This window comes from Pseudoalteromonas sp. SANK 73390, from assembly GCF_054966645.1.
Genome location: NZ_ARPN01000080.1, coordinates 1 through 15937, shown reverse-complemented (window position 1 = coordinate 15937; position 15937 = coordinate 1). Strand labels below are relative to the sequence as shown.

At 41.7% G+C, this 15937-nt stretch carries 14 protein-coding genes and 2 tRNA genes; 12 read left to right on the top strand and 4 right to left on the bottom strand.

Annotated features, from left to right (window positions below; all coding sequences use genetic code 11):
- Positions 1-9 precede the first annotated feature (9 nt).
- From SANK73390_RS10620 to SANK73390_RS10605, 4 genes are all read left to right on the top strand, one after another.
- The gene (locus SANK73390_RS10620; protein WP_462766009.1) at positions 10-525 is read left to right on the top strand and encodes a KdsC family phosphatase; all 516 of its coding nucleotides are present in this window, start codon (positions 10-12) and stop codon (positions 523-525) included.
- A gap of 10 nt (positions 526-535) precedes the next feature.
- Complete coding sequence (locus SANK73390_RS10615) at positions 536-1846, top strand: type III PLP-dependent enzyme domain-containing protein (RefSeq protein WP_462766008.1); 1311 nt, start codon at positions 536-538, stop codon at positions 1844-1846.
- A 149-nt stretch (positions 1847-1995) separates the two neighbouring features.
- Positions 1996-2415 carry a hypothetical protein gene (locus SANK73390_RS10610; RefSeq protein ID WP_462766007.1) on the top strand — a complete coding sequence of 140 codons (420 nt, stop codon included), beginning with the start codon at positions 1996-1998 and terminating at the stop codon, positions 2413-2415.
- 29 nt (positions 2416-2444) lie between these two features.
- Positions 2445-4244 (top strand): hypothetical protein, encoded by a 1800-nt coding sequence (locus tag SANK73390_RS10605; RefSeq protein ID WP_462766006.1) that lies wholly within the window; start codon positions 2445-2447, stop codon positions 4242-4244.
- A gap of 60 nt (positions 4245-4304) precedes the next feature.
- Here the strand turns inward: SANK73390_RS10605 and SANK73390_RS10600 are convergent, their stop codons facing one another.
- The 3 genes from SANK73390_RS10600 to SANK73390_RS10590 form a co-directional block, all read right to left on the bottom strand.
- Complete coding sequence (locus SANK73390_RS10600) at positions 4305-5276, bottom strand: glycosyltransferase family 8 protein (protein ID WP_462766005.1); 972 nt, start codon at positions 5274-5276, stop codon at positions 4305-4307.
- On the bottom strand, positions 5269-6102 hold the full coding sequence (locus SANK73390_RS10595; RefSeq protein ID WP_462766004.1) for a hypothetical protein: 834 nt from the start codon (positions 6100-6102) through the stop codon (positions 5269-5271). Before SANK73390_RS10595 ends, SANK73390_RS10600 begins: the two co-directional genes overlap by 8 nt.
- A 72-nt stretch (positions 6103-6174) precedes the next feature.
- Positions 6175-7641 (bottom strand): mannan-binding protein, encoded by a 1467-nt coding sequence (locus SANK73390_RS10590; protein WP_462766003.1) that lies wholly within the window; start codon positions 7639-7641, stop codon positions 6175-6177.
- Positions 7642-7856: 215 nt separating this feature from the next.
- Here SANK73390_RS10590 and SANK73390_RS10585 point away from each other — a divergent pair, with 215 nt between their 5' ends.
- Positions 7857-8381: a hypothetical protein gene (locus tag SANK73390_RS10585; protein ID WP_462766002.1), complete on the top strand. Its 525-nt coding sequence runs from the start codon at positions 7857-7859 to the stop codon at positions 8379-8381.
- A 13-nt stretch (positions 8382-8394) separates the two neighbouring features.
- Here the strand turns inward: SANK73390_RS10585 and fldB are convergent, their stop codons facing one another.
- Complete coding sequence (fldB, locus tag SANK73390_RS10580) at positions 8395-8916, bottom strand: flavodoxin FldB (protein ID WP_462766001.1); 522 nt, start codon at positions 8914-8916, stop codon at positions 8395-8397.
- 80 nt (positions 8917-8996) lie between these two features.
- On the opposite strand from fldB, the gene xerD reads away from it, so the two are divergent.
- From xerD to SANK73390_RS10545, 7 genes are all read left to right on the top strand, one after another.
- Positions 8997-9920, top strand: coding sequence for a site-specific tyrosine recombinase XerD (xerD, locus tag SANK73390_RS10575; protein WP_462766000.1), 924 nt, complete (start codon positions 8997-8999; stop codon positions 9918-9920).
- Between the two features lie 63 nt (positions 9921-9983).
- Complete coding sequence (gene dsbC / locus SANK73390_RS10570) at positions 9984-10745, top strand: bifunctional protein-disulfide isomerase/oxidoreductase DsbC (protein WP_462765999.1); 762 nt, start codon at positions 9984-9986, stop codon at positions 10743-10745.
- A gap of 76 nt (positions 10746-10821) precedes the next feature.
- On the top strand, positions 10822-12552 hold the full coding sequence (recJ, locus tag SANK73390_RS10565) for a single-stranded-DNA-specific exonuclease RecJ (RefSeq protein WP_462765998.1): 1731 nt from the start codon (positions 10822-10824) through the stop codon (positions 12550-12552).
- Between the two features lie 121 nt (positions 12553-12673).
- Positions 12674-13772, top strand: a protein-coding gene (prfB, locus tag SANK73390_RS10560) for a peptide chain release factor 2 (protein ID WP_462765997.1) whose coding sequence is annotated in 2 segments (ribosomal slippage) — positions 12674-12748 and positions 12750-13772 — 1098 coding nt in all. Because the reading frame shifts where the segments join, the coding sequence is not laid out codon by codon here.
- A gap of 27 nt (positions 13773-13799) precedes the next feature.
- Positions 13800-15341: a lysine--tRNA ligase gene (gene lysS, locus SANK73390_RS10555; RefSeq protein ID WP_462765996.1), complete on the top strand. Its 1542-nt coding sequence runs from the start codon at positions 13800-13802 to the stop codon at positions 15339-15341.
- A 208-nt stretch (positions 15342-15549) separates the two neighbouring features.
- Positions 15550-15642: transfer RNA gene (locus SANK73390_RS10550), tRNA-Ser, on the top strand.
- Between the two features lie 61 nt (positions 15643-15703).
- A tRNA-Arg gene (locus tag SANK73390_RS10545) sits at positions 15704-15780 on the top strand.
- The last annotated feature ends 157 nt before the right edge of the window (positions 15781-15937 follow it).

Below are 15937 nucleotides of genomic sequence, written 5' to 3'. Positions count from 1 at the left end.
TGAGGCTGTATGAATATTGAAAATGCAAAGAAAATTCGGATGGTCATACTTGATGTTGATGGGGTTATGACTAATGGGCTTGTCGGGTACCAAGCTGAGCAAAGAGTCAAATTTTTCCACTCTCAAGATGACCACCTGATACGTATGACAATCAGGGAAGGGCTACCTGTTGGGATTATTTCTGGTCGTGCAGACCCCGCGAATACAGAGCATGCTGACGAGTTGGGTATGGCGCCATGCTACTTTGGTGAAATTGTAAAGTTGAATGCATTTACGCGATTGTTAGAGACCTATCAACTGAGCGCAGAGCAATGTTTGTATATGGGTGATGATTTAATGGATATTCCCATAATGCGTTTGGTTGGTGTGGCGGTATGTCCAGCAGATGCAACCCCTGAAGCTAAAGAAGCTGCCCATTGGATAACCAATGCAAATGGTGGGCACGGTGCTGTTCGTGAAGTTTTGGTTGCACTACTCAAAGCACAAGGGTTATGGCAACAAGCCACACAAAGGTATTTAATTTAAGGGGCGAACGATGACGTCGTATAGGGAATATGCAGGTATATCTGTTGCTGATTTTTCAAGTTCTCCAAATAGGCTAGAGCAACTAAATTATTCACAGTTACAAGATATTGCAAAGATTGAAGATAATGCGTTTTACTTGCTAGATTTAGACAAAGTGACGTTGAACTATCACACCTTACGTACTTGTTTTACACAGTTGTATGAATCTTGCCAAGTCGCCTATTCATTTAAAACTAATTATACCCCTGCACTTTGCAAACACCTCAAAGAGCTGGGTTGTTTTGCTGAAGTGGTATCGCAAATGGAGTATGAGATAGCCACGAAAGAAGTGGGTTACCTACCATCTCAAGTGATTGTCAATGGCCCGGTACATAATCAGCAGTTTGTTGAGGCCGTATTGTTAGATGGTGCCTGCTTTAATGTTGATGCTTGGTATTTGTTAGATATGGTGAAAAGTATTTGTGAGCGTTATGGCGAACGTCAGTTTAAAATCGGTATTCGCCTATCTTACCCTATTGCTGAAGGCGGTTATTCTCGCTTTGGAATTGAAAGTGATGAAGCCAATTTCGACAAGTTGCGGCAGTGGCAAAATACAGTAAAAAACTGTGACATAATTGGTTTTCATAGCCATTACTCTAACTCATCGCGCAGTCTGAGCTCTTTTGAGTCGCGTATTAAAGGGCTTGCGAAAGCCAGTTTGACCTTCTTTGAACATCGTTACCCTAACTTTATAAATGTGGGCGGAGGATTTTTTGGACAAATGCCTACCTCTTTAGCTGCTCAATATGAAAATGGCACGGTGAGTATTGAGCAATATGCTGAAGTTATTTGCTCAGTGATGAATACACAGTATCCACCATCACAATCATCAACACCGCCCTTATTATTACTTGAGCCAGGTACTGCGCTGGTGGCAAATTGTATGGTGTTTGTAGCCCCCGTACTTGAGGTGAAAAAGTGTGGTGGTCGAACGCTGGTCCTCATCAATGGCAGTAATCACAACGTGAATCACAAATGGCAAGGTGAGTCGCTACCCATCCAGATTATTCGCTGTCCCAATAATGAGCCATTAAATGATGTGAATGAAGTATTCGATATTGTGGGTAACACTTGCATAGAAAAAGATGTGATATGTACCAATGTGCAAGGCGGGGTGCAGGCAGGGGATTTCATTGTATTTCAATATATGGGTGGTTATAGCAATGTACTGAAACAGCCATTTATTCATCCTTGCCAAGGCATTTATGCATGGCAGCAACAAACATTAATTCAAATTAAAAAATCTGGAGATATGCGCTCAGTGCTTTATGACTATCAGTAGCGCAAGTTTTCAAAAGGAATACATGCGAAGTCAGCGTGATAAAAAGTGTAGCGCTGTGCCTGTAAACACAATAAGCAAACAACAGACGCTTATTGATACCAAAATGAGCACAATGTTCATTCAATCGCATTGTTGAAGAGGAAATTAACATGTCTAATTGGTCAGCCCCACAAACACTGGCAATTCCAGCAGGTAAGCTCGTTGTTTTTTGTGCTACGCATCAAGCGCAATTTACGCAGCAGGTACAAATTATTGATGCCCAAGGAATGCCAATCACATTTCACACCTTTGATGGTCAATCGCATACTTTCCCTATCACCGGGGAGGGCACTAGCGTTAACTTATTCGCAAATGGAAATGGCAAGTTTACCATGCAAGCAGGGTATCAAATTCAGTTTAAAAATAGTGGTAGCCAAACGTCTTTGATTGCAGCGAGCACGGTCGAATTTGACTTAAATGGCATTGTCTATGGTGGCGGTACATTATTTGCCACTGACGACCAAGGTGGTTCAGAGCAAGATTACAATGATACTAGCCTATCACTGCAATGGTTTAATACTCAGGGTTAGGTAACCGTTACGATAACAAGGAACTGAATATGAATACGCAAGTAAAAAGCTTATCTAAGCTAATATCTTATGTGATATTGTCTGGCGCACTGGTTATCAGTGGCTTCTCAGTAGCACAAAGCTTTCCCGGTGGAACTGTCATAACACCAACTGATTTAACAGCAACCCCAGCACAGTTGCCTGCACCACCACCAGAGTATCAACTAAATAACCCAATTAGCCACGAAGAATTTGCGCGTTTTGCTTGGCGTCAGTTTATTTATTTAAATTCACCAGCTAAAAAAGCCAGCGCAACGCAAAGTGGTATTTCTCCTATTGTTAGAGGCAGTGTAAACCCGACTGAAAACTTTGTAACATCAGGTAATCCACGTTTTTATCACGCAGGTAAGAGCTCAACGGATAACTTCAGTAATAATATTCTGGTTTGGGAAAGCTATGCACATCGCTCTGAATTATTTCCAAAAAATGCAAAGGCCAGTGGTGATTTTCCGACATTATTGCCTGAATATGCATTTACCAATTTAACGGTGCCTTCAAGCCAAGCAAGGTTTAACAACTTAGATGAAAATTCTCAGATTGGGCAAAATAAAATTTTCTTTCCAAAAAATGGCAGTACGCCCTCACAAAACCCCGCAGATGATTATGAAATTTTATTTGAGGCTAAAGTAAATCAAACAGAATATGACTATATTAAAGAATTGAATGTAACACCGGGTAAGGCGCTTGCCAGTTTTGACTTGCCCAATGAAACCATCGAGATAAAAGCAGCATGGCGGGTACTAAGCGATGATTTGGCTCAATCAGGGCGTTATCACACTGCTGAGGCTTTGTATTACAAGGGAGAAAATGAGGAGGCTGAAGCTCATGTGGCTACTTTTGGGCTAATTGGCCTGCATATTATCCGGAAAATGGAAAATTATGAGTCTTTCGTGTTTTCTACCTTTGAGCATATTGATAATCTGAAAAAGCCTAATGGCGCTGATACGGGGTTATATTATTACACAACCTATAATCAAATGAGTTATCAAGGCACTGTCTCATCGACCCCACATGTTATTGTTAATACAGGCACTAATCTTGTACAGCTGCCACTGCCTCAACAAGGTGATATTACTGCGCAAAATGGCTATGAATTTATTAATGGTAGCTTTACACAGCTAACGCCTACGTCAGCTGGCCCAATTAAGGTATTACAACCGCCAACCATTACTAAAGCGGTGATGAGTGTGAATCAAGAAGTTAAAAATGCAATGGCGCAATCTGGACAGTTTACGAACTCAGTGTGGCAATACTACCAGTTGAAAGGCGTGCAGCCACTGCCTGCAAATGAAGATGGTAGTGTTGCACAGCAAGCTAACCCGTTAACACAAGACTTTTTCTTGGCGAATAACGTGATAGAAAGTAGTCAGCCAGGCATACAGCTATTTAAAGGTGGCGCACCAGGGCCTATATATCAAACGTCTAAAAATGCTAAGTGTGATCAGTTACCTCCTGTGGATAAAGATAATAATGCGAAGAAAACGAAGTTTTTCTGCTTTCCAAACCCCAGATCAGGTGCCTCAGCTGAGAATATCCAGAATGTACCAAACTTAGTCGTACCGGGAGTTAGTCACGCGCAGCAAAACTCGATTGTGATGGGGGGTTGTATGGGCTGCCATGGGCAATCTAAATATAAAAACGCAGATGGGACGACGAGCAGTATTTTTAGTTTTTTAATCTCTACCAAGAACTTAGAAAGTAAGGGCGGTTTCGAAGCCGATCCGTTTGACCAGTCAGGCCCGAGTTTAAGTGCAGCGGCACAAAAGTATATGGCAACACAAAGCAAATAAGTACATTGTTATGTATGTAAAGGAGTGCGATGCACTCCTTTTTTATCATGATTTTTATTGTCAAACAGACAACTTATGGATGCTGACAGGTTTACTTGCTCCATGCTGTTCCGTCCAATGATATTGTTGGGTAATACTGCGCGCTGCAAATTGTGGGTCATCAGCTAAGGTGCATTCTTTCCATATATCCCGCCACAGCTGTATATATTTAAGGTAATGAGGGGCTAGCTCAAGTATTTCTTGTTCATTGTAATTAAACCAAGGCTTAATGAGCCCTGCAAAGTGAATAAATTTAGCATCTAACACTGTTACTTTGTCTAATGTATGAATGTATTGCTCAATAAATGGCATAAAGTTATAACGGCCGTCAACGAGTGTTACTTTGTCTTTAAAATATATATTTAAAAGCATTTGATCCGTAAATCCTTTTAGGCCAAAGTCTCGCCACAGTGCGATGTCGTCAATGAGCTTAACGACGCCCTCATAATGTATTTTATTAAGATAGGTGTTGTTGATGGCCATAAAGCCAGAATTAAAAGTGCTAGTGAAATTACTTTGTCCATAGCTATTGGGGATCTGCAATAGCGGGTAATCACTTTTTTCTAGTAACTTGTTGGCTTGATGCTCATAAGCAAAACCATCTCGTGCGGCTACAAATTCAGTCGTATTCAAAAATACATCATGCATATCTTTACAACACATACCGTCGCTGTCTAAGAAAACCACTTTTTCGTATTGCGCTAGGCGCAAAGTTTCTATGGAGAGTAAGCGTAAATGCAAGTCGCTACGCAGTTGTGGTAAATGCGCGCGTAACCTCGTGATAGCTTGCTCTACTTGGTTGGTACGTTTTATAAATTTGACTGGGTAATGTGCACTTAACTTTGTTTGGTTAGAAGAGCTGAGCTTATCAATAAAAATCACAATGTCGCCGTTAAACCAAGCGTTATATTTTAAAAAGCTATACAGTAAAACCTCAGTGCCCGTAGCGAAGTTATCGCAGGTAACTGTGGCGAGACAATAGGGTCTATTCATGAGTAGGTGACTCCAAAAAAGCAGAGCGGGGTGTAGGTTGATTATTAATAAATTTTTTTACCGCACCATCAAAAGTAACAGATAAAGTAGCTAGCGCGGCTTTTTTGTCTTGGTTTTGCCATAAAAAGTAGTTCAGCATACCGTAGCCTGCGGGGGTTTTATTGGCATCGAGAATATAAAGCCTTTGGCTATGCCTGCACCTTACAATGTCTAATTCACCAAAATCTAAACCGATTAACGTACAGAACTTAAGGATGTTTTGCTGCTCTTGAGCGCTAAACACGGTGTTAGTAGCGATGAGTTTAGGGGGAAGCTGCGCTCTGTTATCAAGTTTTTGTGTTGCCGGCACTTGCCGTATTAAGTAAACGATGGGTATTTCACCAAAAATAATGGGCACACGAAACTCTTGCTGATACTCGTCAATAGTTGAGTCAATGAGTGCTTGATAAACATTGTCTTTATGTTTGCGAGTAATGGGTGCGCTGATCACATGTCCCCCTTTCACTCCATTATCATTCGGTTTTTCAACGCATAGCCCTTGATGTGTCAATGGATCTACAAAACAGCCATAACCAAATACGTCAATGTGTAATAGCTCAACTTTTACTTTACTAATATCAATACAGTGTTGATTGATGATTGTTTGGTGACGACATGTATTTACTAAATCGACAGGACAGCTAACGTGAGTATTGTCTTGCCAAAGAAACGCAATATCGAAGTGAGAGGTTAAGTCTCTGGTAACATGGTAGTGCATGCTATTGATGATATGGGTGATAGAGTAATATTCTTTATCGGGGTATTGCGGGTAGAACAGTATTTTCATAATGCAGCATCCACTCAAAATGCAAAGGAGCCATTACGCAAATCGAAATGGCTCAGAGACTAAGATGTTAGGTCATTGACAACATCCACAGACTGACATTTCACCATCTTTGGTTGTTGTCCATTGACCGTTCCAAGTTAAGCCTAAGTTTGGGCACACTCCTTTAGGTTGAGCGTTGCTACTACATTTTTTAACCGCGCCTTGTTGGCTTTCAATTGGTCCAGCCTGAACATCAACGCAGTTTCCCGTACCAACTACGATATTGTTGAAAATATGGCTGAGTTGCCCTGATGTGGTATTTTTGTTTTTGTTGGTTTTCTCACCAGCATAGCTGTGACAGCCAAAGCAATTAGAAGCAAACCCGCCGTTAGTTTTTGAGTTTGTATCTACCCATTGAAAAGTTGTTTCGGCAACGGTATTGGCTAAACGCAGTGATCCGCGTTGGTTGGTAACATCGCCATTTACGCTGGAGTCATCGTTGATATCATGAACCCAAATAGCACCGACGTTAAAATAATTTTTAAACACGCTCATTGCACCGTCAAGCTGACTATGTACACTTTGATTCATAGCAACAATATCACTCACATTCTCCTTGGCATTTGAGTCGCTCGCGTCAGTACCATAAGGGTATACACGACAGATTTCGGTGGGTACACCTGTGAGTTCATCATTTGGTTTTGCCTGATTTATGCATTTAGCGATGGATTTGTTGTTGCCTGTTTGCAGTGCTGTTGAGCAAGATTCACTGATAAATGACCAACCTTTGTTGGTGCTGGGTTTGTCGCAATCAGGGGCGTTTTTATTGTGCTCAAACGTAGCCCAAATAAATTCTGGATGATCGGGTGTGGCGATTGCAAAATGAAACCCAATTAAACCAAGGGTAGTGTTGTTAGGTGTACCTATTGGGTTTTTCCAGACTAAATAATCAGCTGTGTTGTCTGATTGAGTCAGTACTTTCCAAGCTGTTTTAAGCTCTGTGGTGCCACCTGGGAAATTGGTACTATCTTTAATGCTTTGTGCATCATCACACATATTACGACTAAAACGCATATCATAGTAAGCGATATTACCTGCTTGATCGAAAATGACGTCACCGCCTCCTGCTTCACCATGGATGAAGCTATCTCCTTTTGCCAGTGCATTTTTTAATGTGATGCCGCTGATTTGCCCATCACATGAATTAGCAGGCGTTCCATCGGCGTTTAACTCATACAGTGGGTAATATTGTGTGTTGGAAAAATTACGATTCTGAGCGTTATTTTCTGGATTGGTTGGTGTGTTCTTATAGGTCGACATTAAGCTGATAAAAGATTGCCAAGTAAAGTGATAGAAATCACAAAAAGTATCACCATTATTAGGCACTTCTGAGGGAATACCGGGATCACCTGTAAACCAATTTGCAGGTGCAGTACATTGTGTGCTGCTGTGTGTTGGTTTACTGACTGCTTGATGAGCGGGTAGTACTAGAATTAAGCTATAGGCAAAAATTGAGAGATATTTTTGCCATTTTATATTGGTTTGGTTGATGTACTTCATGATTTGCCCCTAAGTAGATTAAAAACAGCAGTTACTGGTTGCATTAAGTGCAAGAGGCTAGACAGCTGCTATAAAGGACCATTAGGGTAGGTTATAAACAAGCTTCCTTGCATACCAGTAAACTGATTATTTGAAGTATAGTCACAATCACCTAAAAGCAAATTACACTGCATTACAGAGTGCTTGACGTATTAATCTATTTAATAATGATATAAATGAGTGAAGCAGAATTAATTAAAGGGAAGCGCATGCAGGCGAATACGGCAGAAATTTTAGAGTTTTTACAGTACATTAAGTTGCCAATGGAGTTATGCAAAATAGAGCAACATACGTTTTTACCTGGGCTTAGATTAGAGAAGGGAATATTACAGGTAGACACCCAAAAGCTGTTATATCCAGGGGATATTTTACATGAAGCTGGGCATGTTGCTGTTTGTGAACCCACCGAGCGGCATTTACTCAGTGATAATGTCTATCAAAGTGGCCGCAATAAAGATTGGATGCATGGGGAAGAAATGGCGGCCATTGCATGGTCGGTGGCAGCCATTGAATATATTGGGTTGCCACTAGATGTTGTTTTTCATCCACATGGTTACAAAGGTCAGAGCCAGAGTCTAATCAACGCGTTTTCAAACAATACAGGGTTTGGTTTTCCGTTGCTAGGTGCATGGGAAATGTTAGACCCACAACTTGGTTATCCGCACATGCAAAAATGGCTACGTGAAGTTTCTTGGGTATAAAGCACATGAGCAGTTATAACGTGTCGCTATATTCAGTCATTATTTGCGTGATCCAAGTGGCAATACGTTCATCGCTTTTTTCATATTGGCTATCTTCATCAAGGGCAAGGCCGACAAAGTGCTTTTTATCGTCAGTGAGGGCTTTAGAAGCCTCAAATTCATAGTCTGTTGTATTAGGCCAATACCCTAAAAATTGCACGTCTTGTGGGGCAATTTTATCGTGCAACATGCCCAAAGCATCTTGAAACCATTGTCCGTAGCCTTGTTGATCACCCATACCAAATAAAGCAATGGTTTTACCTGCTAAATTTACGCCGTCAATATCATCCCAGCGTGATTCCCAATCTTCTTGCAACTCGCCAAAGTCCCAAGTGGAAATACCAAAAATCAAAAAGTCATATTGCTGGGCATTAGTGAGCGGTTCATCTTTAATATTGTGTAATGAAACGATATCATCACCGATAATATCTTTGATTTTCTCCGCTGCCATTTCGGTATAGCAAGTCGTTGAACCGTAAAATAACCCTATTTGCATGCTATTTATCACTTATTGATTGACTGATATGATAGGCGCGAAGTCTACCTTATGATGCAGCAAATTGATACAGGAAGCCTGTGAGCGAACTACACCCTAACATCCCCTTAAGCAGTGATAATGCTCAATATATTGAAGTATTTTTGGACTCGTTATATCTTGAACAAGGCTTGAGCGAGAATACCTTGTCTGCTTATCGCAGTGACTTGGAAAAATTTGCGCGGTTTATTCAACAAACATCTAAGCAAACATTGTTAGAAGTGCAAAGCGAGCTGATTGAATCTTATTTGGCACATCGTCATGATTTGGGTTTAAAAGCACGCAGCACAGCGAGAGCAATTAGTGCTTTAAAGCGTTTTTATTTATTCTTTGTCAGAGAAAAACGAATTGCGAGCACACCACTGTTAAATATTGCACAACCTAAAATAACGCAGTCATTACCTAAAACGCTAACAGAGCAAGAAGTTGAAGCGTTACTTGATGCCCCAAACTTGGAAGATGCAATGGGGCTTAGAGATAAAGCCATGTTAGAACTGTTATATGCCACGGGATTGCGAGTTACTGAGTTAGTTGGTTTGCGGATGGAGCAAATCAATTTGCGACAGGCTGTGGTGCTAGTAAAAGGTAAAGGGGGTAAAGAGCGGCTTGTGCCTATGGGTGAAGAAGCATTGCATTATATTGAACAGTTTTTAAAGGTTGGGCGACCTGACATGGTCAAACATGCCACCGATTTTGTGTTTCCATCAAAACGCGGCACGGGAATGACCCGGCAAACTTTTTGGCATCGTATTAAACACTATGCTATTTTGGCTCAAGTGATGTCGCCATTATCTCCACATACATTACGTCATGCTTTTGCAACACATTTGTTGAATCATGGCGCAGATTTACGAGTCGTACAGATGATGTTGGGACATAGCGACTTGTCGACCACACAGATTTATACGCATGTTGCGAGTGAGCGATTAAAAAGTTTACATCAGCAGCATCACCCTAGAGCTTGATGGAATTTTATTGAAAATTTCCGGTCTACTGGGGAAATAAGATAATAACTTTAAGAGATAGATATGAAAAAATTAATGTTTTCAGTGGCAGTAGCCTGTAGTTTCTCGGCATTTGCTAATGCAGCACCAGAGACGGAAGTAACGTCAACGACTTCTAGTATTATGGCGCCTATGGCCATTGAACCAATTGCAGAAAGTTTTGCGAAATTGGGTGTAACGGTATCTAGTGTTGAAGATAGCCCAATTGCTGGTTTAAAAACAGTACTGACTGATAAAGGTGTTTTATATGCCAGTCCCGATGGCAAATATCTTATGCAGGGCAATATGATTGATTTGGAAACTCGCACAAACATCACTGAAAATGCACTCAGTGGCGTACGTAAAGAAGGTGTTGCAGAATATCAAGACTCAATGATTGTGTATAAAGCAGAAAACGAAAAACACCAAATTACCGTATTTACAGATATTACTTGTGGGTATTGCCGTAAATTACACCGAGAGCTAGATGAATACTTATCAGCTGGGATCACGGTTAAATACTTGGCATATCCGCGTGGTGGACTTAGAGGTTCAGGCTATGAAGATTTACGTAATGTGTGGTGTGCAAAAGACGCAGCGCAAGCATTAACAGATGCTAAAGCAGGGCAAGATGTCGCTAAAGTGGAAAATTGCAGTGCGCCGGTGGCAGAACATTACCAACTTGGACAAAGCTTTGGTTTATCAGGCACTCCAGCGATTATTCTTGATGACGGTACTTTGATCCCGGGTTACCAGCCTGCAGCTGAGTTATCAAAGATGCTCAATGCTGAAGGAAAAAAATCGTAATTGAGAGTATAATACAGGCATTATAAAAAGGCCGTAAGGCCTTTTTTATTGTCTTTAATTTAAAGTTGAGTTGTTCATGAATACCCATATTAAAGCTCGCCAGCATGTTGACGATAGTCACCTGCCAAGTCATTTACACCCAGTTATAAGGCAGATTTATGCTAGCCGCGGTGTGCAGTCAGCAGAAGAGTTAGATAATCGTGCCAGCACATTGCTCGATTTTCGTTTATTCAAAGACATCGAAAAAGCCTGCGATATTTTGCAATCAGCGTTGTATGCACAATCGAACATATTAATTGTGGGTGACTTTGATGCTGATGGGGCAACTAGCACCACTGTATTAATGGAAGGGTTAGCACAATTTGGTTATCAGAATGTGGACTATTTGGTGCCAGATAGATTCAGTCTTGGGTATGGTTTAAGTCCCGCACTTGCAGAGCAAATCGTGCAAATAAAGCCGGAACTTGTGATCACCGTTGATAATGGAATTTCTTGTATTGCGGGAATTGAAATTGTAAAGCAAGCGGGTATTGACGTTATTGTGACGGATCATCACTTACAAGGCGAGCATCTACCTAATGCCGATGCGATAGTAAATCCTAACCAACATGCTTGCCAGTTTCCCTCAAAGTCGATTGCTGGGGTTGGTGTGGCGTTTTATTTGCTGATTGCACTGCGCCATACACTGAGAGAACAAAATCACTTTGCTAACTTAGGACAATCAGAGCCAAACTTAGCCTCTTTACTTGATGTCGTTGCATTGGGTACGGTGGCAGATGTGGTGGCATTAGATGCAAACAACCGAACTTTGGTGTATCAGGGGCTTGCACGCATTCGCAGTGGTCATACACGTCCCGGTATTGAGGCTTTGATAGAGGTTGCCAATCGCAATGCTACTAGGCTCACAGCCAGTGATTTTGGGTTTTCTTTGGCACCTCGCCTAAACGCAGCGGGTCGACTTGATGACATGAGCTTAGGCATCGCGTGTTTGTTATCAAAAGATGCTAATCAGGCGCGCAGAATTGCCAGTGAACTAGATAGTTTGAATCATGAACGGCGAGAAATTGAACAAGGTATGCAACAAGAAGCGCAAGCGGTGTTAGAGCGCTTAGTGCTGAGCAGCCAAAGTGTACCGGATGCAGTGTGTTTATATCAACATGATTGGCATCAAGGTGTCATTGGTATTTTGGCTGGCCGCCTGAAAGAGCAATATCACCGTCCTACGGTTGTTTTTGCCCGAGGTGATAATGGTGAAATTAAAGGTTCTTGCCGTTCAATTGAAGGGGTACACATTAGAGATTTACTTGAGTCTCTAAATACCTTATACCCTAACTTAATTGAAAAATTTGGTGGTCATGCAATGGCGGCAGGACTTACTATCATGGAAGTAAACTTTGAAGAGTTTAAAAAAGTATTTGTACAAACTGTTAGTCAAAACTTATCAGAAGAACACAAACAAAGTGTGCTTTTGACGGATGGTACGCTGCCCGCTGATTGCTTTACCATGGATTTTGCTCGGTTATTACAACAAGCAGGCCCTTGGGGACAGCATTTTCCTGAGCCTGTTTTTTTTGGTGATTTTGAACTGGTACAGCAGCGTATTGTAGGCGAAAAGCATCTAAAACTAGTGCTCAAACACCCATCTGGTAAGCTGGTGGATGCCATTGCATTTAATGTAGATGTAAGAGCGTGGCCCAATACACAAGCTGTTTGTGCACAAGTTGCCTACCAATTAGATATTAATGAATTCAGAGGCAAGTTTTCATTACAGCTGATAGTGCGAGAAATCAGTGCTGTAACCGCATAAAGACATTTATAGGACGAACAAATTTTGCTACTATTGCGCGTTTAATACTAGGCGGGTTGTAGCGTGGGGTTTTACTTTGCTAGTCGCCATAGAAAATCAATCGTTTTTTGGAGTAATGTGCATGTTTGAAGTGAATCCTGTGATTAATCAAATCAAGGACATTCGCGAACGTACTGAGCTGCTTCGGGGGTACCTTTGACTACGCTCATAAACAAGAGCGTTTAGAAGAGGTTAACGCGGAGCTTGAAGACTCAGCAGTGTGGAACGAGCCAGAAAGAGCGCAAGCACTTGGCCGTGAAAAGTCAGCGCTAGAAGTGGTTGTGGAAACAATCGACGAGCTTGTTGCGGGCACTGATGATGTTGAAGGACTTGTTGAGCTTGCGGTTGAAGCACAAGATCAAGATACTTTTGATGAAGCACAACAAGAACTAGAAACATTATTAGCAGCACTTGAAAAGCTTGAGTTTCGCCGAATGTTTTCAGGTCCTCACGATGACAACGATGCATATTTAGATTTACAGTCGGGTTCAGGTGGTACTGAAGCACAAGACTGGTGCAACATGCTACTACGTATGTATTTACGTTGGGGCGAGGCTAAAGGCTTTAAAGTTGAATTAGTAGAGGCCACTGATGGCGACGTGGCTGGCATCAAAGGTGCAACAGTACGTTTTGTGGGTGAGTATGCCTATGGCTGGCTACGTACAGAAACAGGCGTACACCGTTTGGTACGTAAAAGCCCGTTTGACTCAAGTGGTCGTCGTCATACTTCATTTGCGTCTGCATTTGTTTATCCTGAAGTAGACGACAATATTGAAATTGATATTAACCCATCTGATTTACGAATAGATGTTTATCGAGCATCGGGAGCGGGTGGTCAGCACGTAAACACCACCGAGTCGGCCGTTCGTATTACACACGTTCCCACCAACACAGTGGTACAGTGCCAGAACGAGCGTTCGCAGCACAAGAACAAAGCGCAAGCAATGAAGCAGTTAAAAGCCAAGTTATTTGAACTTGAAATGCAAGCGCAAAATGCTGAAAAGCAGACACAAGAAGATGCCAAATCTGATATTGGTTGGGGCAGCCAAATTCGTTCATACGTTTTGGATGACTCACGTATTAAAGACTTACGTACCGGTGTTGAAAACCGTAACACGCAAGCCGTATTAGATGGTGACTTAGACAAATTTATCGAAGCTAGCCTGAAATCAGGCATTTAATCAACAAGCTAAACTAAGAGCTAACAAATGACAGATCAAATCCAAGACGAAAATAAACTCATTGCTGAGCGTCGTACCAAGTTGGATGCGATTCGCGAGAATTGCAGTGCCAATGGCCACCCTAACAGCTTCCGTCGTGAAGATTATACGGCTGATCTTCAGGCTAAGCTTGGTGATAAATCTAAAGAAGAGCTGGTTGAATTAGACAGCCAAGCTGCGGTTGCTGGTCGAGTGCTTGCTAAACGTGGACCTTTCCTAGTATTACAAGATATGAAAGGTCGTATTCAGGCATATGCTTCAAAAGATGTTCAAAAAGATTTAAAAGCGAAGTATGGTCAACTAGATATTGGTGACATCATTGGTGTAAAAGGGCCTGTACACAAGTCAGGTAAAGGCGACTTGTATGTAGATATGGTTGAGTATGAGCTACTGACCAAATCATTACGCCCCTTACCTGAAAAATTCCATGGTTTAACTGACCAAGAAGCAAAATATCGCCAGCGTTATGTTGATTTAATTACCAACATGGACACGCGTGAAACATTCCGTATTCGTTCAAAAGTGATTGAAGGTATTCGTCGCTTTTTAGCTGAACGTGATTTTATGGAAGTAGAAACGCCGATGCTTCAGGTTATTCCAGGTGGTGCAACGGCTCGTCCTTTTGTAACGCACCACAATGCGTTAGATATTGATATGTATTTGCGTATTGCACCTGAGCTTTACCTTAAACGCTTAGTGGTCGGTGGTTTTGACCGTGTGTTTGAAATTAACCGCAACTTCCGAAATGAAGGGTTATCAACGCGTCACAATCCTGAATTCACGATGATTGAATTCTACCAAGCTTACGCAGATTACAATGACTTGATGAATCTAACCGAAGATATGCTGCGCACAGTAGCACAAGACGTATTGGGCACGACGACGATTGTAAATACCACTAAAAATGCCGAAGGCGAAGTAGTTGATACTGTTGAATATGATTTTGGTAAAGCATTTACCCGTTTATCAATGGCTGATGCCATTATTGAACACAGTGAAGATGCCAAAGCGCAAGCGCAAATCTTTAAAGACCCAGAGAACCACTTTGATGAGTTAAAAGCGTTTGCGAAACAAGTGCATGTCAAAACACCTGAAAACTGTGTGTGGGGTCCGGGTAAATTTCTATGTGAAATTTTTGAAGAAGTGGCTGAGCATAAACTTATTCAACCAACTTTCATCACTGAATACCCTTGGGAAGTATCGCCTCTAGCGCGTCGTAACGATGATAATTCATTTATTACTGATCGTTTTGAGTTCTTCGTAGGTGGTCGTGAGCTAGCCAATGGCTTCTCAGAGCTAAATGATGCAGAAGATCAAGCGGCACGTTTTGCTCGTCAGGTTGAAGAAAAAGATGCCGGTGACGATGAAGCAATGCATTTTGATGATGACTACATTCAAGCACTTGAATATGGCTTACCGCCAACGGCAGGTGAAGGGATTGGCATTGACCGCTTGGTTATGCTTTTTACCGACTCTCCAACCATTAAAGATGTTATCTTGTTTCCGCATATGCGCCCTCAAGCAGACTAATTTGATGTTTGATAAAAAGCCGCTCATTGAGCGGCTTTTTTGTGCATTTCTTTTACTTTGCGCTATTTTTAGCCTTGAAGCGTTGAAAAGTTAAACGCTGTAACTTAAATGACTTATAAGCTGAACATTCTCTGAGCATACAAACCATTTTTGCCATAAAAGTGTTTGACTTATTTTCTCAAGTCTTTATTATACGCATCCACAAGACGGAGAGGTGGCCGAGTGGCTGAAGGCGCTCCCCTGCTAAGGGAGTATAGGGTTTGTAGCCCTATCGAGGGTTCGAATCCCTCCTTCTCCGCCATTTTTAATTAAATGGTATCTTGTTAATCGGTTAAGTAGCGATGAAAAACATACTTAAATACGGACGCGTAGCTCAGCTGGATAGAGTACCTGGCTACGAACCAGGCGGTCGGAGGTTCGAATCCTCCCGCGTCCGCCACTTTTCTCTAAGTGGTTAAATAAAAGAGAAACGAGACACAGGCTATCGAAGGTTCACTCTTTCAAGATACGTCCCGCGTCCACCACTTCCTCTCAGTGGTTAATCTAGGAGGCATCGTTTAAGTTAAGATGTAAAATATACTTAAACGACGGACGCG

Excerpts from the sequence above, each read along its gene's own strand:
- SANK73390_RS10585 (WP_462766002.1), top strand. The coding sequence starts at position 7,857 with ATGAGTGAAGCAGAATTAATTAAAGGGAAGCGCATGCAGGCGAATACG.
- dsbC (WP_462765999.1), top strand. The coding sequence starts at position 9,984 with ATGAAAAAATTAATGTTTTCAGTGGCAGTAGCCTGTAGTTTCTCGGCA.
- SANK73390_RS10600 (WP_462766005.1), bottom strand. The coding sequence starts at position 5,276 with ATGAATAGACCCTATTGTCTCGCCACAGTTACCTGCGATAACTTCGCT.
- SANK73390_RS10620 (WP_462766009.1), top strand. The coding sequence starts at position 10 with ATGAATATTGAAAATGCAAAGAAAATTCGGATGGTCATACTTGATGTT.
- recJ (WP_462765998.1), top strand. The coding sequence starts at position 10,822 with ATGAATACCCATATTAAAGCTCGCCAGCATGTTGACGATAGTCACCTG.
- SANK73390_RS10610 (WP_462766007.1), top strand. The coding sequence starts at position 1,996 with ATGTCTAATTGGTCAGCCCCACAAACACTGGCAATTCCAGCAGGTAAG.
- fldB (WP_462766001.1), bottom strand. The coding sequence starts at position 8,916 with ATGCAAATAGGGTTATTTTACGGTTCAACGACTTGCTATACCGAAATG.
- SANK73390_RS10595 (WP_462766004.1), bottom strand. The coding sequence starts at position 6,102 with ATGAAAATACTGTTCTACCCGCAATACCCCGATAAAGAATATTACTCT.
- SANK73390_RS10615 (WP_462766008.1), top strand. The coding sequence starts at position 536 with ATGACGTCGTATAGGGAATATGCAGGTATATCTGTTGCTGATTTTTCA.
- lysS (WP_462765996.1), top strand. The coding sequence starts at position 13,800 with ATGACAGATCAAATCCAAGACGAAAATAAACTCATTGCTGAGCGTCGT.
- SANK73390_RS10590 (WP_462766003.1), bottom strand. The coding sequence starts at position 7,641 with ATGAAGTACATCAACCAAACCAATATAAAATGGCAAAAATATCTCTCA.
- SANK73390_RS10605 (WP_462766006.1), top strand. The coding sequence starts at position 2,445 with ATGAATACGCAAGTAAAAAGCTTATCTAAGCTAATATCTTATGTGATA.